Annotated in this window: 18 protein-coding genes; 7 read left to right on the plus strand and 11 right to left on the minus strand. The window is 71.9% G+C overall.

Going from position 1 to position 18,752, the window contains the following annotated elements; all coding sequences use genetic code 11:
- Positions 1 to 40: 40 nt before the first annotated feature.
- On the minus strand, positions 41 to 2,905 hold the full coding sequence (locus ACFXMF_RS23920) for a LuxR C-terminal-related transcriptional regulator (RefSeq protein WP_379992063.1): 2,865 nt from the start codon (positions 2,903 to 2,905) through the stop codon (positions 41 to 43).
- A 611-nt stretch (positions 2,906 to 3,516) separates the two neighbouring features.
- On the opposite strand from ACFXMF_RS23920, the gene ACFXMF_RS23925 reads away from it, so the two are divergent.
- Entirely contained in the window at positions 3,517 to 3,756 is a 240-nt protein-coding gene (locus ACFXMF_RS23925) for a DUF397 domain-containing protein (RefSeq protein WP_379992064.1), read from the plus strand.
- Positions 3,757 to 3,855: 99 nt separating this feature from the next.
- On the plus strand, positions 3,856 to 4,806 hold the full coding sequence (locus tag ACFXMF_RS23930; RefSeq protein WP_360315192.1) for a helix-turn-helix transcriptional regulator: 951 nt from the start codon (positions 3,856 to 3,858) through the stop codon (positions 4,804 to 4,806).
- A gap of 27 nt (positions 4,807 to 4,833) precedes the next feature.
- Here the strand turns inward: ACFXMF_RS23930 and ACFXMF_RS23935 are convergent, their stop codons facing one another.
- The 3 genes from ACFXMF_RS23935 to ACFXMF_RS23945 form a co-directional block, all read right to left on the minus strand.
- Positions 4,834 to 5,646 (minus strand): SAM-dependent methyltransferase, encoded by an 813-nt coding sequence (locus ACFXMF_RS23935; RefSeq protein ID WP_379992062.1) that lies wholly within the window; start codon positions 5,644 to 5,646, stop codon positions 4,834 to 4,836.
- Between the two features lie 198 nt (positions 5,647 to 5,844).
- Positions 5,845 to 6,354 (minus strand): hypothetical protein, encoded by a 510-nt coding sequence (locus tag ACFXMF_RS23940; RefSeq protein ID WP_360315188.1) that lies wholly within the window; start codon positions 6,352 to 6,354, stop codon positions 5,845 to 5,847.
- Complete coding sequence (locus tag ACFXMF_RS23945; RefSeq protein ID WP_379992061.1) at positions 6,344 to 7,486, minus strand: helix-turn-helix domain-containing protein; 1,143 nt, start codon at positions 7,484 to 7,486, stop codon at positions 6,344 to 6,346. Before ACFXMF_RS23945 ends, ACFXMF_RS23940 begins: the two co-directional genes overlap by 11 nt.
- Before the next feature lie 906 nt (positions 7,487 to 8,392).
- Here ACFXMF_RS23945 and ACFXMF_RS23950 point away from each other — a divergent pair.
- Positions 8,393 to 9,205, plus strand: coding sequence for an SAM-dependent methyltransferase (locus ACFXMF_RS23950; protein ID WP_379992060.1), 813 nt, complete (start codon positions 8,393 to 8,395; stop codon positions 9,203 to 9,205).
- 91 nt (positions 9,206 to 9,296) lie between these two features.
- Here the strand turns inward: ACFXMF_RS23950 and ACFXMF_RS23955 are convergent, their stop codons facing one another.
- The 6 genes from ACFXMF_RS23955 to ACFXMF_RS23980 form a co-directional block, all read right to left on the minus strand.
- A complete protein-coding gene (locus ACFXMF_RS23955) occupies positions 9,297 to 11,600 on the minus strand; it encodes an ABC transporter permease (protein ID WP_379990894.1) in 2,304 nt (767 codons plus the stop codon).
- Positions 11,601 to 11,620: 20 nt separating this feature from the next.
- Positions 11,621 to 12,301, minus strand: coding sequence for an ABC transporter ATP-binding protein (locus ACFXMF_RS23960; protein WP_360315180.1), 681 nt, complete (start codon positions 12,299 to 12,301; stop codon positions 11,621 to 11,623).
- A complete protein-coding gene (locus ACFXMF_RS23965; RefSeq protein WP_360315178.1) occupies positions 12,298 to 12,822 on the minus strand; it encodes a PadR family transcriptional regulator in 525 nt (174 codons plus the stop codon). The genes ACFXMF_RS23960 and ACFXMF_RS23965 overlap by 4 nt, the downstream gene beginning before the upstream one ends.
- 230 nt (positions 12,823 to 13,052) lie before the next feature.
- Positions 13,053 to 13,844: a serine protease gene (locus ACFXMF_RS23970; RefSeq protein WP_360315176.1), complete on the minus strand. Its 792-nt coding sequence runs from the start codon at positions 13,842 to 13,844 to the stop codon at positions 13,053 to 13,055.
- A 181-nt stretch (positions 13,845 to 14,025) separates the two neighbouring features.
- On the minus strand, positions 14,026 to 14,343 hold the full coding sequence (locus ACFXMF_RS23975) for a peptidylprolyl isomerase (RefSeq protein ID WP_360315174.1): 318 nt from the start codon (positions 14,341 to 14,343) through the stop codon (positions 14,026 to 14,028).
- 194 nt (positions 14,344 to 14,537) lie between these two features.
- Positions 14,538 to 15,146: a PadR family transcriptional regulator gene (locus tag ACFXMF_RS23980; protein WP_360315172.1), complete on the minus strand. Its 609-nt coding sequence runs from the start codon at positions 15,144 to 15,146 to the stop codon at positions 14,538 to 14,540.
- Between the two features lie 150 nt (positions 15,147 to 15,296).
- Here ACFXMF_RS23980 and ACFXMF_RS23985 point away from each other — a divergent pair, with 150 nt between their 5' ends.
- The 4 genes from ACFXMF_RS23985 to ACFXMF_RS24000 all read left to right on the plus strand — a co-directional run bounded on the left by ACFXMF_RS23985 (position 15,297) and on the right by ACFXMF_RS24000 (position 17,768).
- The gene (locus ACFXMF_RS23985; RefSeq protein ID WP_360315170.1) at positions 15,297 to 15,749 is read left to right on the plus strand and encodes a hypothetical protein; all 453 of its coding nucleotides are present in this window, start codon (positions 15,297 to 15,299) and stop codon (positions 15,747 to 15,749) included.
- A 233-nt stretch (positions 15,750 to 15,982) separates the two neighbouring features.
- The gene (locus ACFXMF_RS23990) at positions 15,983 to 16,444 is read left to right on the plus strand and encodes a hypothetical protein (protein ID WP_360315168.1); all 462 of its coding nucleotides are present in this window, start codon (positions 15,983 to 15,985) and stop codon (positions 16,442 to 16,444) included.
- Between the two features lie 20 nt (positions 16,445 to 16,464).
- On the plus strand, positions 16,465 to 16,971 hold the full coding sequence (locus ACFXMF_RS23995) for a thiol-disulfide oxidoreductase DCC family protein (protein ID WP_379990893.1): 507 nt from the start codon (positions 16,465 to 16,467) through the stop codon (positions 16,969 to 16,971).
- An 11-nt stretch (positions 16,972 to 16,982) separates the two neighbouring features.
- Positions 16,983 to 17,768, plus strand: a complete 786-nt coding sequence (locus tag ACFXMF_RS24000) for a TetR family transcriptional regulator (protein ID WP_360315164.1) — start codon at positions 16,983 to 16,985, stop codon at positions 17,766 to 17,768.
- On the opposite strand, the gene ACFXMF_RS24005 is transcribed toward ACFXMF_RS24000, so the two are convergent.
- Positions 17,696 to 18,715: a DJ-1/PfpI family protein gene (locus ACFXMF_RS24005; protein ID WP_360315162.1), complete on the minus strand. Its 1,020-nt coding sequence runs from the start codon at positions 18,713 to 18,715 to the stop codon at positions 17,696 to 17,698. The genes ACFXMF_RS24000 and ACFXMF_RS24005 overlap by 73 nt on opposite strands.
- Positions 18,716 to 18,752 lie beyond the last annotated feature (37 nt).

Consider the following 18,752-nt stretch of genomic DNA (forward strand, 5'->3'; position numbering starts at 1 on the left):
GTGCGGTGCCGGGCGGCGCGGCCCCACCGCCGGACCGGGCCTAGTTCGGCGCCAGGCGGGTGGACAGGGCGGAGCGGCCGGTGATGCCCAGCTTGCGGTAGACGTGGGTCAGGTGCACCTCGACCGTGCCGCGGGTGACGCACAGGAACTCGGCGATGGCACGGTTGGTGTGCCCGGCCGCGGCGAGTTCGGCGATCTGGCGTTCCGAGGGAGTCAGTGAGCCGGGACCGGACAGGCTGGTGCGGCGCAGTCGGCCGCCGCAGGCCAGCAGGTCCTTGTGCGCCCGCTCCACCAGCAGGTCCCAGCCGCACTCCTGGGCCAGGCCCATCCCGCGCCGCAACGACTGTCGGGCCGCAGCGGCCTGCCCGGCCAGCGCGTGGACCCGACCCGACTCGACGAGGGACTCGGCCAGTTGCAGTCGGGCTCCGGAGTTCTCCAGGACGGCGACCGACTCCTCCAGCAAGCGGGCCGCGACGCGCGGGGGTTCGATCCGGGCCCGGTTGCGCAGCGCCTCGCCGATGGTGGCCGCCGCACCCCAGCGCCGGGCCGTCTCCAGGCCCTCGTCCAGCAGTGACACCGCCTCGTCGCGTCGGTCCAGTTCGGTCAGCGCCAGGCCAGCGCCGCCGCGCCAGTCGCTCGACGCCGGGTTGACGATGCCCAGTTCGGCCAGTCGGCGGCCGCATTCCAGATAGTCGGCCAGTGCTCCGCGCAGGTCTCCCGTCGCATGGCGACATCGCCCGCGCACGCCCAACGCGGTGGCCCGCGCGCGCGGGACGCCCAGTGCCCCGCGCAACATCACGGCGGCGGTGTCGTATTGGCCCAGGACGACCCGGATCCGGGCCAGTTGCACCCGGGTGAGCTGGGCCAGTGCGGACAGTTCGGGGCCGCGCGCGAGTCGGCCGGCGGTGCGCGCCTCGGTCAGCGCCTCGGACAGGTTCCCGGCCCGCAGCGCGATGTCCGCGCACAGGCAGTGGGCGACCACGGCGGGCAGGCCGATCCGCGAGTGCGCGGGCCCGATCGCCGCGCCCGCGGTCAGACCGGCGGCCCAGGTGCGTGCCTCGTCCAGCCGCCCGGCCCAGGCCAGCACCACCACGCTGCGCAGCAGCAGCAGCCCCGAGGCGCTGCCTCGGGCCGGCTCGCCGGCGAGCGCGCGTTCGATCAGGTCCAGCGCCACCGTGCTCGGTTCGGCCCGGCACGCGCTGTCCGAGGCCAACGCGGCGAGCAGTTCGCGTTCGCCTGCGGTGACCCCGGTGACCTCGGCCGGGAGTTGGGCGCCGTACCGGATTTCCCGGGTCGAGGGGGCGCCACCGGGTGCCGCCTGGTGCATCACCGCGCGTAGCCGCAACCGCAGGTCCGGGTCGAGGCAGTCCTGTGCGGCCAGTTCGCCCAGCCGGGACGCGGCGCCGTGGGTCGGGCGCATCACCGATTCGACGCAGTCGCCCTCGCGCAAAACCTGCGCATGGCACAGTTCGAGGATCGCCTCGGCGCGCTCGACCGGATCGGTGAGCAGCCGCAGCGCCTCCTCCAGATGGCGACCGGCGGCCTCGGGTGCGGTCGGCACCTCGGCCCGGCCGAGCAACACGAGCAGCCGCGCGCGGTGTTCCGGGGCCGGGTCGTCGCGCAGCGCGCGCCGGGCGTACTCGGCGCAGCGCAGCGTGGCCCCCGTCTCCAGCGCGATGCGCCCCGCCTCGTAGAGCACCGCGCCCGCCCAGGCGTGGTCGTCCGCGTCCAGCGTGTCGATCCGCAACAGGTGGTCGGCGACGCGCGTAACCGGCGCGCCGTAGTCGCCCAGCCGGCGGGCGGCCCGCAGGTGCCGATCGCGCAGCAGTGCCTCCGGGATGGTGTCGTGCACGGCGTCGCGCAACTCGGGGGTGCGGAACATCAACCGGCTGCCCGCCGGCGCCCGGCGCAGCGCGCCGATCCGGACCAGTTCGGCCAGCGGGCCGTCCAGCCGGTCCGGGCCGGTGCCCAGCAGGTCGGCCACGATGTCCAGGTCGGCGCCGTCGCCGAAGAGCGCGGTGGTCCGGGCCAACGCCCGGACCCGTTCCGGTTGGCGGGCCAGTCGGGTGGTCACCGCCGCGGCCTCGATCCGGGCGGCGATCCGGCGGATGTGGTCGGCCCGGGTCAGCCGGGGCCTGCCGTCGACGTGGCCGGCGACACGGGTGATGCCCAGTTCGGGCGGCAGCCCGGCCTGGAGTTGGGCCTCGATCAGCCGGGTCAGGTATTCGGGCACGCCGCCGGTGACGTGGTGGCACAACCGGACGAAGGGGTCGTCGGGCACGCGCCCTGCGTAGGCCCGTTGGACGAGTTCGCGGGCGCTGTGCACGGAAAGCGGACGCAGCGTGGTCTCGTGGCAGGCGGCCTGGGCGCCGATGTCGTCGAGGACGTCCCGGGCCGGGAGGTCGTCGTCGGTGCGCACGCCCAGGACCACCAGCAACGGCAGCCGGGACAGGCGCCGGACCAGGTAGGCGAACCAGCGCAGCGAGGCGTCGTCCATCCACTGCGCGTGGTCGGCGACAATCACCCGGGGACAGCGGCGCACGGCGGGCAGCAGTGCCTCGTAGAGTTCGTCGAAGAGTTGCCGATCGTTGTCGGGGACGGTGTGCGGCAGGGCTCGGCGCAGTTCGTCGAAGCGGCCGTCTCCGGGACTGTCCGTCGCGTCGTCGAAGCCGGTGAGCAACTGGCGCAGCGCGGCGAAGGGTTCGTGCGCGTCGCGGTGCTGGCAGGAGACCAGGATCGGCGCGGCGCCGGCCCGGCGTTGCCGGTCGGTGAACTCGACGAGCAGTGCGCGGCACCACATCCCGGACGGGGTGCGGATGATCACGGCGCGACCACCGGCGCCGGTTCGCGAGGCGCGTGCGTGCGCCAGCAGATCGGAAAGTTCGGATACCCGCTCCGGTTCCACTGAAGCGTTCCCCTTCCCCCGGGCGCGGCCCGCACCGCGGCGCTGTGCGGGGAGATGACAGCGTTGCTCGTCGGGAACGCCGCCGACGGCTCCCCCGCGGGGCCGGTGCGGTGTGTCGCGATCGGGGACGTGGGGTGCCGCCGTCCCGTCCTGGTCCGGTCGTGCGTTGGTCGATCCGGTTCGTACGACGCCGCCCCCCGTGGTCGGGTTCCCGCGGTCGCGGAACCGCGGTGTGGGGCACGCCGATCAGCTCTGTCACACCGTCAGCGGGTTCCTTGTTACGCCATCGTGGCGGCCTGCCACAAGCCCCGATTGCCAACTGTGCGCAAGGATCTTGTGACCATCCGTCGAACGCCGGGCAACTTCGCTCGGGGCTTCGGCAAACCCCTGGATTTCGGCTGAATCCGGCCGCCGGCGACCGGATTCGGGGGGTCGCGTCGGCGAGTGGGCGCCGGGGGTACGGGCACTCTTTCGAGGGACTTCGCTCCGGGATTCCCGTGACTAGGCTTCTCGTCGGTTCCATGATGCAAATGCAGGTGGCTTTGCACGACCGCGGTCGCGTCCGTGATCGCGCCGTGGCGGCCACGAGCGGGCGGGATCGGAAGGGAATGATGACCATGCGTGCCGGCAACGGGGATCCGGCGGACTCGTTCGGGTCCGTGACGTGGGTGAAGAGCAGTGCGAGCACGGCCGAGGGCAACTGCGTGGAACTGGCCGCGCTGCCCGGCGGGGAGGTCGCGGTCCGCAATTCACGGTTCGCGCGGGGACCCGCGCTGGTCTATACGCGAGCCGAGTTGGCCGCGTTCGTGGCGGGTGCCAAGAGCGGCGAGTTCGACTCCTTGATCGACTGATCCCGGCGGTTCGGCCGGACCGCGGCCGACCGGATCGACGGACAGGCGGGTTCCGAACTCGGGATAATGGGGCGTCGACATCCCATTCCTGGAGCCCGCATGTCCGCCGACCGCCCGGCCCGCGCACCGTCGATCGCACCCGTGGTGTCACTGACCCAGCAGAGCAGTCCGGCCGCCGCGGTGAAGGTACTGGGCGCCACACTGCGCAAGTTGCGCCTGGACAACGGCAAGGGACTCAAGGACGCGGCCGAGGCGATCCGGGCTTCGATGTCCAAGATCAGTCGGTTGGAGCGGGGCGAGAGTCCGCCGCGGGCCCGGGACGTCTTCGACCTGGTCCGCTTCTACGGCGTGCACGACGAGCAGTCCCTCTCCGAAATAGAGGAGTTGCTGAAGAAGGCGCTGGAGCGTGCCTGGTGGAGCCACTACAGCGACGTGTTGCCGGGCTGGTTGGCCCGGTTGATCGGCATGGAGGACGCGGCGACCAAGATCGACACCTACGAGGTGCACGTGGTCCCGGGCCTGTTGCAGGTGCCCGCCTACACCCGCGCGATCGTCCGGACGGGACTGCCCCGGGCGGATCGCGAAGAGGTCGAGCGCCGGATCGAACTGCGGCGACAGCGACAGGCGTTGCTCGCCGACGAGCGCCGGCCGGACCTGACCGCGCTGCTGGACGAGGGCATCCTGCGGCGGCCGGTCGGCGGTCCGGAGGTGATGGCCGAGCAGATGCGGCACCTGCTGGCGGAGTCGGCCCGGGACCGGATCAACATCCGGGTCGTGCGCTTCGACCGGGCGGCCAGCATCACCCCGCCGTCGCCGATGACGTATCTGCGCTTCGCCTCGGGCGGCCCGAGCGAGATGATCTACCTGGAACAGGCCAACAGTGCCACGTACTTGAGCAGGCGCACGGACATCGACGCCTATCGGGAGATCCTGCTGCGGCTCTGGGCCGTGGCCGAGGACCGCCAGTCCAGCCAACGCATGTTGCGCGACGCCGAGCAGCGCTTCACCGCGGCCGGCCAGGACCCGGACGATGCCCGGGCCCTGCCTTAGGCCGCACACCCGTCCCGCCGCGCCGGTTCAGGAAATTCGGCCCAGGCCGCCGTACTCGATCCACTCCTCGGTCTTCTGGCGCACGGTGACATGCGAGTCGGGCCGCCAGGTGGACACCTCGACCAGGCCCGGCTCCAGGATGGTCAGTCCGTCGAAGTAGCCGTCCACCTGTGCGGGTTCGCGCACGCGACCCCAGTTGTTCCCGGTCGCCTCGGCCATGAAGTCGCTGACCCCGTCCCGAATCGCCGGGTCGTCGCTGACCAGTTGGCAGATCACCATGAAGCTGCCCGCCGGCAGCCGCTCGGCGACCCGGCGGATCATCGCGGCGGGCTCGGCCGACTCGGGCAGGCAATGCAGGACCGACACGAACAGCGCGGCGACCGGCTCGTCGAGGCGGATCAACCGGCGGACCTCGGGGTGCTCGAAAATGCCTTCGGTGTCGGTCATGTCCGCCTGGATCACCGCGGTGTTGTCGTTCTCCTCCAGCAACATCCGGCCGTGCGCCAACACGATGGGGTCGTTGTCGACGTAGACCACCCGGGCCGCCGGGTCGACACCCTGGGCCACCTGGTGCACGTTCTCCCGGGTCGGCAGACCCGATCCGTGGTCCAGGAACTGCCGGATCCCGTATTCGGCAGCCAGCACCCGGACCACCCGCTGCAGGAACGCCCGGTTGTTGAGCGCGAGTTCGCAGGTGCTCGGGACGATCTTGAGCAGTTCCTCGCAGGCCGCCCGATCGGCGGGGTAGTTGTCCGTGCCGCCGAGGTACCAGTCGTACATCCGGGCCGCGCTGGGTGTGTCCACGTCGATCTCGGAAACGTGTTTCTCCCCGTGCCCCATGCCGCCCCCTCGATGTCGCGCCCGCGGGTGCGCCGCCACCGTCCCGACGCCCACCGGCCATGCTAGGCGCGCGGATGCCGCGGGGGCAGGTACTCGTCCCGGAAGCACCCGCCCGTTCGCGGCGCGAAACGGGGTGCGCGGGGACACGGCGGAGGGAGAAACGGGTCGCGCGCGAGGGAACGCGCGACCCGCGCCCTCTCATCGCTCGTACTGCCCGGGCCCGATCTCGCCGGCGGGGCCGCGGCCGAGGGCTTTGACCACGTCGGTGGGCAGGCTGCGTTCGGCCGACACCAGGTGCGCCGCCACCTCGGGCGGCTCGGCGCCCATCAGGTCGGCGGTCGCGGTGAGCGTCAGGCCCAGGCGATAGTGCAGCAGCACCGCGTCCGCCTGCGGCCACGGCAGCGCGTCGTGCAGGGGGTTGGACACGGGCCCGGGCGAACCGGTGACCGCGCGGCCCAGAATGCGCCAGGCCCCGGCGGTCGGCTTCGGCCCCCGCAGGATGTCCGGCCAGTTCGTGGCCAGTTCGGCGACCGCCGACTGCACGGCCCGTTCGCCGCGGATCGGGTCGCCCACCCGCAGCCGGGCGTACTGCGCCCAACGCGGGCGGTACAGCAGGCAGAACGCGGCGAAGTCGAGCGGAGCACGGGACCGCCCGACCACCACGACGCCGGCGACGCCGGATCGCCCCGAGGCCGGATCACGGGACATCGGCACCACCGGACCGGGCCGGCGCGTCCCGATCCACGTCACCGGGCCGGGCGGCCGCCCCCGGGTCCACCTCGCCGGCCCGGCTGTGCCCTCCCGGACCGGGCCCGCCGAGCGCGCCGAACGCCAGTCCGCCGGCCGGGAATCCGGCGTCGCCGAGGCGGATCAACACGCCGTAGTGCACCTGGGTCCACAGTCTGCGCACCACGTCCGGATGCGCCCCCAGGCGTTCGGCCAGGACCTCGGCGCCGGCCCGATCCGGGATCAGTGCGCCGGCCAGGATACGCGCCGGCGCATCGGCGGTCAGCGGCGGCGCGCCGAGCAGCTCCGGTGCGGGTCGCCCGGCGGCCAACCACAACCCGCGCAACATCGCCGCCAGCAGCTCGACCAGGTCGCGCAGTTCGCGCCGGATGCCGTGATCGATGCCCCGCGAGCACTCCCACAACGCCCGCAACTCGTGGGCGTCGCCGTCCAGTTTCCCGACCAGCGTCTCCACCACCGGCCACGATGCCCACACCTCGCCGGCCAGGATGCGATCCAGGAACCCCTCGCTGATGCCGGCCTGCCAGGCCAGGTCGGCGACGGTGATCCCCCCGACCCGGCGCAGTTCGCGCAACGCGGCGGCCAACCGCTCCCCCGCGTATTGCGCGCTGGACAGGTCCTCGTCGCGACCGGCGTCCGCACCGGGATGCGCCCGGGCACCCAACCGCGCGGCCAATTGCGCGGACCACTGCGGGCGCGGCGGGATCCGCGCGGCCGGATGCGCCTCGCCCACCACCGCCCGATAGCGCCGGGTCTCCCCACTCAGCCGATCCGCGTACGCCAGGCGCACCCGCAGCGGCTCGCGGGTGCGCTCGGCCTCCTCCAGGGCGCAGGCCACCCGGCGCAGGATCGCCACGATGCCCGCCTCCAGGCCCTGCGGGTCGGCCGGGTCGCTCGGGTCGCTCGGCTCGCTCGGGCCGAGCGGGGCGTCCGGACCGACCGGCGCCGGCGCCCCCCGTTCGCGTTCGCGCGCCCGCTGCGCCCGCCGTCGACACGTCGGATCGCAGTACAGCCGCTTGCGGCCGGTCGCCATGCGCTGGGCGAAGCGCCGCCCGCACGCCGCGCACCTGGTGATGCCCCTTTGGGCGTTCATTCCCTGTTTCTCCTTCCGGTTCCGGGCGAGGCGATCACGGAATCCGCCGTAGGGCGGTGCACACGCACCGCGCCACCGGCGCCTCGGCGCTCGGCCGGAGCTGGACATCCGCAATCTCCGCACTCCCCGTCGTTTCCCCGGAGGGAAACCACGGAATGGTGCATTCGGGAATCGTCGAGGGGTGCTGGGACAACTCTCCGGCGGATAATTCGATCAACATCCGTGATTCCTTGATCGTTGTTCCCGACGACCCCGGAGCGATGCTCGCCATCCGGGGTCGTTCGATGTTCCGGAAGCTACTCCCAGACTTTCCCGGACATCAACGAATCCACGGAAATGCAAATGCGCGGCGCCCGCCTCCGCGCTCCCGAACCGGTCGAGGACGTCCTCTCCGACCGACCACATCGACCGGTCGACGCACTGGGAACCGCAGGTCCCGAGGCACAAACGCACATACGCCAACGAGACTCGATCGGAAAACGTCAAAGCCTCGGAACGGCCCCATTTCCACGCCCATCATGGAGAGGACGGGCCCGGTCGTCGAATCCACCCTCCCGAGTGACACCCATGCAATTGCATATGCAAAAGGCCGACCTCCGCCCGGATTCGAAAATGCCGACAATACCGACACCCTTCCCGCCCGCGACGCTCCCGCGTCCGCGCCGGCGCATCCGCACACTCTGAACCGACCGCCCGCGCACAACCCCCGGAAAACGCGCGGACCCGACGGCGCGGACCGGCGGACCCGGCAACCGATCGCGGCCCGACACGCCCATACACCGCAGCCGGCCGATCCACACGGGCCTGGCACAATGGTTCGGGAATCGGTTCGATCGCGCCGATCGACGCAACCTTTCGTTCGGAGCGTGCCGACCGAACGGCGTCCAGGGATAAGGAACCACCCCCGTGAGCGAGAGTCGACCCGCCGAGGGCCCGCCGACATCGAGCCAGGACGTGGCGCACAACGCCCGAGTCTGGAACCACTGGTTGGGCGGCAAGGACAACTACCCGATCGACCGCAAGGTCGGCGACCACGTCACCGACATGTTCCCCTCGATCGGCGAAGTCGCCCGGGCGGACCGCGTCTTCCTGGGCCGCGCGGTGCGGTTCCTGGCCGGCGAGGTGGGCGTGGACCAGTTCCTGGACATCGGCACCGGGCTGCCCACCGCCGACAACACGCACGAGGTCGCCCAACGGGTGAACCCCGCCGCGCGGATCGTCTACGTGGACAACGACCCGCTGGTGCTCGCGCACGCCCGCGCCCTGCTCACCAGCACCCCCGAAGGCGCCACGGACTACATCGACGCCGACGCCCACCACCCGGACACCATCCTCCGGGCCGCCGCGGCGACGCTGGACTTCGAGCGGCCGGTCGCGGTGATGTTGCTGGGCAGCCTCAACTTCATCCTGGACACCGACGAGGCGGTGGACATCGTCCGCAAACTGATGGCCGCGGTGCCCTCGGGCAGCCACCTCGTGGTGACCCACCCGACCACCGAACTGGGCGGCGAGGCCAACGTCGAGGCGATGCGTTTTTGGAACGAGAACGCCAAGCCGCCGATCACCGCGCGCAGCCGCGCCGAGTTCGAGCGGTTCTTCGAGGGCCTGGAGCTGCTCGAACCGGGCATCGTCTCCTGCGCACGCTGGCGCGCCGCCTCCCCCACCGACGAACTTCCGCCGGTCGTACCGCAGTTCGGCGCGGTCGCCCGCAAACCCTGAGCACCCACCACGACACCGCCCCGAACCCGCCACCGAGTGGCCGCTCCCACGGCCGCCCGGTGGCGGGTTCGCTCGCGAGAGATGCCCGCGCCTACTCCGTGCGCAGCCCGTCCGGGCGCATCAGCCGCCACAGCGGCGGCAGGCTCAGCGCCGTGACCAGCAGCACCACCCCCGCGCCGATCCCGATCATCGACGCCATGCCGGTCCAGTCCACGGTGAACGGCCGACCCACCATCCCCAGCAGCGCGGCACCCAGCCCCACGCCCGTGCCCGCCGCGAGCACCAGGCCCAGGGCGACCGGAACCGCCGTCTGGTACAGCACCGACCAGCTCAGCGTGCTGCGCCTGGTGCCGAACGCGACCAGCACCGACAACAACTTCCGCCGCTCGCGCAGTTGCTCCAGCATGGTCACCAGCAGACTCGCGCCGATCAGCAGCAGCACCACGGCCGTGCCGATGAACAGCGCCGTGCGCACGTTCGCGAACCGCCGCGACTCCTGGGTCCGGGACAGGTCGTAGACCGTGGACAGCGGATCGACCCGGGCGGCGGCGTTGCGGACCAGGTCCCGAGCGTCCGGGACGGTCGGGTCGATCTGCACGTCCATCCAGTAGGTCAGTTTCCTGGCCGCCGCAGGCACCGCGCCCGGCGTCGCCAGCACCCCGTCGTAGCGCGTCCCGTGCGCGTCGGCTCGACCCGGCACGGTCGGCGCGGCCGCGGGAATCCGCCACGGCGTGCGCGACGGGGCCGCCCCCTCGATCATCCCGTAGGCCGGATCGATGACCACCTGCCGACCGGGGGTCGGCCGCATCTCGCCGACGACCCGGTCCGAGGACCCGCTCGCCTCGATGATGAACGCGTCACCGTCGGCGCAGCGCTCGATCCGGGCCAGTTCGCGCAGTGCGTCGCACGTCCCGATGGTCAGCGTCGCCCCCTCGGCCGGGTTGTCGCCCCGATCGCCGATCCGGGTGCCCGAGTGCCCGAAGGCACTGCGCACCCCCTTGGTCCGGCGGATCCCGTCGGTGATCTCGGTGACCCGGTCGCTGCCGATCGACCCGCTGGACGACACCGACATCTGCGCCCGGGCGGTGTCCTGGCCGGTGTCCCTGACGTAGTCCTTCTCGATGCCCATGAAGAGCATCTGCAGAGCGATCGCACCGGCCACCGCGACCGCGATCCCGTTGACCGAGCGGGCCGCCGCACCGCTGCCCAGTTGCAGCCGACGCACCGCGAGTTGCCACGACACCCGGCCCGCGCCGAGTCGGGCCACCATCGCCTCGACCAGCCACGGCAACAACGCGGTGACCCCCAACAGCAGGAGCACCGTGCCGCCGATCACCTGGAACCGGTTGAACTCCCCGGCGTCGGCGCCCCGACGGATCAACGGGAAGAGCAGGGCCACGCCCACGACCGGCAGCAGCAACCGCCACCACACCCGGCGCCGGGCCGGGGTACCGGTACGCACCACCCCGAGCGGCTCGATCACCACCGAACGCAGCGCGAACAGCGTCACCGCGACGGCGGCGGCAGGCACCGCGAGCACCACCAGGACGACCAGCGGCACACTCGGATCCAGGTCGCCGGGAAAGATGCTCAGGTCGAACGCCGCCGCCGCGCCGGTCAGTTGCCGACCGATCAGGAAGAAGCCGAGCCCGAGGACCAGCCCGAACAACGATCCCGCGAGCGCCTCGCCGGCCGCGATCCATCGGGTAGTCCGGGCATCCGCACCGACCAGCCGCAGCGCCGCGAGCCGCCGGTCGCGCCGGTCGCCGCCGAACCGCACGGCCGTGGCGATCAGCACCGCAACCGGCATCAGCAGCACCACGAACATCACCACGACGAGCAGGAGCAGCCGGGGATCCAGCTTTTCCGCGGGGAAATCATTGCCGAACGCGGTGACCCGGACCGCCGTGTTCGAGTCCCCGGTGAGGGCGTCGCTGCCGAGGTAGAAGGTCAGGTCGTCTGGACCGATCAGGCCCCGGTCGGCGATTTTTCCGACCGTACGGTAGGGCAGGCGCTCCTTGAGCAGCGCGCCCCGCTTCGAGGCCAGCAGGTCGGCCAGGGCGGGCGAGACTATCATCTCGCCCGGGGCGGGCAACCGGCTGAGCCCCGGCGGGACCGGCGCCCGGGGCCCCTCCGCGCGAAGCGCCCGGCCGCGGATGTCGTCGCCCTTGTAGGTGGTGTCGATCGTGGCGATCAGCAGGGTGTTCTCGGCGGCCTGCTGCGCCCGCCCCGACAACTCGTCCCGACCACGCCCGCGGTCGTCCCGCGCGCCCAGCGCCCCGGGGATCGCGGTGGTCAACAGCAGCAGCGCCACGCCGAGGCCGACCCCGATCGCGGTCAGCAGCGTTCGGGTCCAACCCTCCCGGCCGCCGGTGACCGCGAAGCCGGCGCCCATCCTCAGATCGCGGAACACGTTCACGCGGCACGCGCCATGTCCCGTGACCGGCCGTCGCGGACGACGATCTCCCGGTCGGAGTAGGCGGCGATCCGGGCCTCGTGGGTGACCAGCACGACCGCGGCCTTGGTGGTGCGGGCGGCCTCGATCAGCAGCTTCATCACCCGTTCCCCGTTCAGCGAGTCCAGCGCACCGGTGGGCTCGTCGGCGAAGACCACGCGGGGGCGGATCACCAGGGCTCGGGCCACCGCGATGCGCTGGCCCTGGCCGCCGGAGATCTCCCCGGGTCGTTGGCCCGCGAGGTCGGCGACCTCCAGGCGCTCCATCCACTCCCGCGCCTTCGACTCGGCCTCCCGGCGCTTGACCGCGTTCAGCCGCAGCGGCAGCGCGACGTTCTCCAGGCAGGTCAGCTCGGGTACCAACTGGCCGAACTGGAAGACGAAGCCGAAGTCGCTCCGGCGCAGTGCGCTGCGCCGGGCGTCCGACATGGCGGTCAAGTCGCCGCCGTCGTAGCGGATGGTGCCGGAGTCGGGGCGGACGATGCCGGCCAGACAGTGCAGCAGGGTGGACTTGCCCGATCCGGACGGACCCATGATGGCGACGATCTCGCCCGCGCCGATGGTGAACTCGGCACCGGCCAGTGCGGGCGTCGCACCATACGTCTTGTGCAGCTCGTGGCCGCTGAGCAGGGCGTCGGTCACTTGCGGAGCTCCTGGGTGAGTTCGCCGAGGCGGGCGGTGGTCAGTTCCAGCCAGCGCAGGTCGGCTTCGAGGTGGAACAGCGCGTGGTCGCAGATCAATCGGTCGCTGAGATCGCCGTCGAGCTTGCGCCGGGTGAGGTCGCGCATCATCCGCAGATGTTCGGCGCGTTGGGTGTCGAGGATCTCGTTGGCGTCCCGGCCGGTGAGCAGCGCGAGCACGACCTTGGTGTAGAGCGTCGACTGGAGGTAGGGCTCGGGCTTCTCGGGTTGGCCGAGCCACTGCTCGACGTCGGTGACGCCGGCGTCGGTGATCGAGTAGCGCTTGCGCTCGGGCCCGCCGCTGGTTTCGAGGCCGTCTATCTCCACGAGCCCGTTCTTCAGCAGCCGCGACATGGTCGAGTAGACCTGGCCGTAGGCGAGCGAACGATCCCGGCCGAAGCGTTCGTCGAAGCTGCGTTTGAGGTCGTAGCCGTGGCAGGGCCCGGACTCCAGGAGTCCGAGCAGGGTGTGTCCGATTGACATGCGGAGGACTATACACACCAGGTATACCTGGTGTGTATAGCGGGCTCGACGGGGTCGGGACGCTCCGATCGACGGGGGTGGGAGGCCCCAACGAAGAGGGCGCGCCGCCCTGTCCGCGACGCGCCCTCGACCTGATCGATGCACTTGTTCGGGCACGCGAGCCGGGTCCGGCGGGCTACGAATCGGCCGGCCCGCCACCGCTCACGCGCCGCCCCGCCGCCGCGGACGGCTCAGAGGCCGAGGCCCTTGGTCACCGCGCTCGCCCGGGTGAACACCGACTCGGGCTGCTCGCCCGTGCAGTACTTGTTGCCGGTGGACACGATCCCGATCAGCTTGCCCTTCTCCACCAGCGGCCCGCCCGAGTCGCCGCGGCAGATGCTGCTGCCGGGGTTGTTCGCCGGCGCCTGGCCGCACACCCGGGTGGCCGGGCTGTCCGTGGGGAACGTGTAGGGCGCGCACTCGGCAAGCGGTGCGAGCACCAGGGTGGTCTGCTTGAGCCGCGTGGTCGACACGCCGCCGTCCGTCTTGCCCCACCCGTAGACCTTCGCCTCGTTGCCGACCCGGTAGAGCGCGTCGTCCTTGGCGCCGGCGATCGGCAACGGCTGCTGCTTCAGCGGTCGGTCCAGGTCCAGCACGGCGGCGTCGTAGGTGAGCGTGCCCTGCTCGAACTTCGGGTGCACCCTGCTCTTGGTGACCGCGCGGGTCTGTCCGCCCGTACCCGCCAGGTCCAGCCGCCCGGCGACCACGGTGATCGCGGTCGGGTCGTCCAGGCCGCTCACGCAGTGCGCCGCGGTGAGCACCTTCTTCGGGGCCACCAGCGTTCCGCCGCAAAGCTGCTGGCCGTCCGCGGTGAACAGGGCCACGGCGTACGGCGCGGCGCCGGCGGGCGCGTCGGTGCCGAAACGCACGGCCGAGGCGGGTGCCGCGCAGACACCGATGGTGGCGAGCGCGACGGTCGCCGCCGCGAACATCTTCACCGACGTGCGTCCGCAGGTGTCCTGCGTCTGCCGAGTACGAATCATCTCGCGATCCCTTTCGATCGGACGGCCGTGCGACGGGGGCTCCCGGCGGAGCCGACGGCTCTACTCCCTGCACGCGCGCGGTCGCCCTGCGGATGCATTCCCGTTCGCTCCGGCACCATCCGCCGCCGACGCGGACCCGCACCGAACGGCCCCGACGGACCGCGGCCGGTCCGCCCGCCCGTCAGTCCTCGTCGACGAAGCGGGCCGGACGGGTGTTCGCGAGCTTGATGATGTGGAAGCCGTACTGGGACGCGACGAGGTCGCTGAACTGGCCCGGGCGCAGCTTGACCAACGCCTCGGCGAACGCCTCCGCGTAGTCGTCCTCCTGCCCCCAGCCGAGATCGCCGCCGTGCGCCGCGGACAGCGGGTCCTTGGACCGTTTCCGGGCGATCTCGCCGAACCGGCCCGGATCCCGGGCGAGTTCGTCGAGGATCGCGCGGCCCTCGCTCTCGGTCTCCACTGCGATGTGCAGGGCGTGGTACTCCAGCGCGTCGGACAAGGTCGCTCCCGGGGTCGTCGCCACCCGGCGCGCCCGGGCCGAGCGCGGTCACCGAGTCGTCGATCATGTGGATGATACGGCCGCCACCCGACCGAACCGGCCCGCCCCGGACGCGGCGCGTCGGCCGCGCGAGAACGGCCGGCGGGGCGGCGACCCGCCCGAGTCGGTGCGGGCCGCGTCGGCGCGTTCGGGCTCTACTGCGCCACCGGCTCCGCGAACGCCGCGAGCGAATCCTGGCTCCAGCTCAGCCGACCCTCGGCCAGGTCGACCAACACCGCCTGCACCCAGGCCAGTTCCGCCCCGGTGACCGCACGCAGGTATTCGTCCTCCAGGGTCAGCACCCGCGGCAGGGCGAACCCGGCCGCGTTCGTCGCGTCCGCGTCGAGCGCCGCCAGATCGGCGACGAGCCGGTCCCGACGCCGGGTGAGCAGCGCGCGCGTGGTCTCCGGGGTGAGCAGGGCCAGGAAGGACAGCGCGGCGGGGAACTCGGGGAACTCGTTGCGCGGGGTGTCGAGCATCTCGGCCATCCAGGTGTGGCACGCGATCCGACCCGCCTCGGTGATCTCGTAGACGGTGCGCTCCGGGTACTGCTGATCGCGTTCGGTCTCGCGCACCGCGACCAGGTCGGCCTCGCGCAGCCGATTGATCGTCTTGTACAGCGACGCGCGCTGGCCCACGTTGACGACCTTGTCCTTGCCCCACTGCTTGATCCGCTGCTGGATCGCGTACGGGTGCATCGGCTCGCGGTAGAGCAACCCCAGCAGCGCCAGGGCCAGCGGTGATCTGCGGAAGGTCGTCGTCATATGCCTCAGCGTACTGGATGCCCGGAAACTAACTCCAGCGATACTAGTTGCCGAAACACTAGTCGCCATGCCACTATTCATGCATCGGCAGCGAGCGGGGAAATCCGGCCCCGCCGTCGGCCGAGGCGTCACCGTCCGAGAGGAACCGCCATGACCACCACCCCGATTCGCATCCACGCCGACCACACCACCACCAAGCACCTGGGCAACTGGACGACCGGAACCTCGTTCGAGGTCCGCGAGCGCCGCGCCGCCACCGTGCTGGACCTGCGCTCGCCGCGGATCGACGCGGGCGACATCGAGATTCGGGTCGACCTGGACCACGCGATGCTCAAGCTGCTGGTCGCCGACGACGCGGTCGTCGAGCAGGACGGGCTGCGCTGGACCGGCCGCGGTCGGGTCAAGGACGCCGGCCGGCCCACCGCCGCCAAGGGTCGGACGATCCGCCTGGTCGGTCACATCGATCACGGCGAGGTCCGGATCCACCGGGGCGGCGTCGCGGTGTTGTCCGCGATGTTCAGCCGCGCCTGGATCGAGGACGTCCGGCGCGCCCACCGCGACGGCGACCGGCCCACCGTCGCCGACCCGGCCGCGGCCCGCTGACCCGGCCCCGATGCCGCGCCGATCCGGCGACCGAGGTCGCGACGGGCCCGTCACGACCGATCACGCTCCACCGACTCCCGCCGATCAGCCCGCATTTGCGGTGCGGTCGGCGGGTTTCGCCGTTTTCGGCCGGGTCTCCGACACCGACCCCTCGGCGACTTGAACGTGTTCAAAAACAGGTCTACAGTCACGCTCGTCGGCCGGTTTGAACACGTTCAAAAAGGAGCCGGGTCATGGATATGACCGTCGTCACGTACGCCATCTATCTGCTCGTCAGCATCGGGCTCACCATCTGGGTGGCCCGCACCCTCAGCCGCAGCGGGCAGATCTTCCTCCGGGACGTCCTGCACGGCCGGGAGGAACTCGCCGCCGCCGTCAACCACCTCCTGGTGGTCGGCTTCTACCTCGTCAACCTCGGCTTCGTCGCGCTCTACCTCAAGGTCGGCGACGCCGTCGAGAACGCCCGCGAATCGGTCGAGGCACTGTCCGTCAAGCTGGGCACCGTACTGCTGGTCCTGGGCGTGTTGCACCTGCTCAACGTCTACGTGCTGAACCGGATCCGGCAGCGCGGTCTCGACGACGAGGCGTACCGCAGCGGCACCGGCGGGGCGCCCCGCGCGCACAAGATCTCCGGCCGCGACCTGATGCCGCCGGTGGTCCCGCAGAGCACGACCCGCCCGGCGCCCGGGGTCTGATCCCGATGATCGCCGAACCCATGAACACCGTGCCGGGCCGATCGGAGGGGACGGCCCGGCACGGCGTGTCCGACCCCGAGCCGCCCGCCCCGATCCGCCGACTCACCGTCCTCTACGACGCCGGCTGCCCGCTGTGCACCGCGCTCAGCGACTGGATCGCCCGGCAACAGACCCTGGTCGCCGTCGATCTGCTCCCGGCCGACTCGCCCCGGGCACACAACCGTTTCCCCGAACTCGACCACCCCGCGACCGTGCGCGAACTGACCGTCGTGGGCGGTGGCGGCGAGGTGTGGTCGGGCGCCGCCGCGTGGATCACCGTGTTGTGGGCACTGCGCGCCTATCGCGGCCTGTCCCGCCGGCTCGCCACCCCCGTGGGCATGCCGATGGCCCGCGCCGCCGTACTGGCCGCGGCCCGGATCCGGGCGGTCAGCCGCCGCGAACCCCTGCCGCCCTATCCCTACGCCGACCCCTACCGGGAACCCTGGACGGTGGTCGCGTGTGACGACCGGTGCGAGATCGCGCACTAACCTTGCCTGTCGTGGAGCACGTGGAAGACACCGACGCATCGACCCCGGCCGGCAAGGGCGACCCGCCGGACCGGGGTGGTCGCCCCGGCAAGAGCGAGCAGACGCGGTCTCTGATCCTGGAGACCGCGCTGCGGCTGTTCCGCGAGCGCGGCTACGACAAGACCACCATGCGGGCCATCGCCCAGGAGTCCGGCGTCTCGGTCGGCAACGCCTACTACTACTTCGGCTCCAAAGAACACCTCATCCACGGTTTCTACGATCAGGTCACCCACGAGCACGTCGACCGGTGCCGGCAGGACCTGCGCGGTGTCCGCGACTTCGGCGAGCGGCTCCAGGTGGTGCTCTCCGCGTGGTTGGACGTCGCCGAGCCCTATCACGCGTTCGCGGTGCAGTTCTTCCGCAACGCCGCGGACCCGGAGAGCCCGCTCAGCCCGTTCTCCGCCGAGTCCTATCCGATCCGCGCCCAGGTCACCACGTTGTTCGCCGAGGTGCTGCGCGGCTCCTCGCTCCGGATCGACGACGAACTCGCCGAGTTGTTGCCCGAGTTGTTGTGGCTGCACCTGATGGGCATCGTGCTCTTCTGGGTCTACGACCGCTCGCCCGATTGCGCCAAGTCGCGCGCGTTCGTCGCCCGCACCACGCCGATGGTGGAGCGGGTGATCACGCTGTCGCGATACAAGGTCTTCCGTCCGCTGGTACGCGACGCCGAACGCCTGATCCGCGACTACATCGTGCCCGAGGGCGCGGCGGCGGCCGATGCCGACGGCCCGACCGCGGCGCCCGCGGATCGCCGATAGGCCGACGGCGAGCACGCGTACAACTCGGCGAAGGCCGACCGCAGCGTCTCGGTCGTGCCGAAACCGCACCGGCGCGCGATCGCGCTCAGCGGCAGTCGGGTGGACACCAGCAGCCGGGCCGCGGCCTCGGTCCGGGTCACCCGCACATGGCGCGCCGGCGAGGTGCCCGGTTCGAGCCGGAAGAGCCGGGACAGGTGCCGGGCCCCGACGCCCACCTCGCGGGCCAGTGCGGCAGTGCTCAGGTCGGCCTCCAAGTTGCCCGTCACGTAGGCCATCGCCCGCCGCACCAGCGGATGTTCGGGGGCCGGCGCGGCCACGAACATGGACACCTGGGCCTGATTGCCCGGCCGTTGCAGATAGGTGACCAGGCCGCGCGCGGTGTGCCTGGCCAGTTCCGGGCCGTGATCCTCCTCGACGAAGGACAACGTCAGGTCGAGCGCCGCGGTCACCCCGGCCGACGTGGAGATCCGGCCGTCCCGAATGAACAGCGGGGCCGCGTCCACCGTGACGGCGGGCCGGTCGGCGGCCAGTTGCCGGGCGTACGCCCAGTGCGTGGTGGCCCGTCGGCCGTCCAGCAGCCCGGTCGCGGCCAGTACCGAGGCACCCGTGCACACCGATGCCACCCGGCGCGCCGGCCCGGCCGCGCGCCGCACATGGCCGACAAAGCGCTCGTCCCGGGCGGCCCGCTCATGGCCCTGTCCACCACAGATCAGCAGCGTGTCCACCGGGCCCACCACATGCTCCAGCGGAACGTGCGGGGTCAGCTCGAAGCCGCCGGAGCACGGCAGCGGCCGGCCGCCGAGACCGGCCAGCCGGATGTCGTACGGCGGGTCGGCGCCGAGCGTGTTGGCGGTGGCCAACGTCTCGGTGACACACGCGATGTCCAGCAGCGCGGAGTCCGGGTAGCCGACCACGATCATCCGGCGCGCGTCCGGGCGGAGGTCCATGACCCGAAAACCTAGTGTCCGAAGGACCGGGATCACA

This window comes from Embleya sp. NPDC059213 (assembly GCF_042754445.1).
Lineage (GTDB): Bacteria > Actinomycetota > Actinomycetes > Streptomycetales > Streptomycetaceae > Embleya.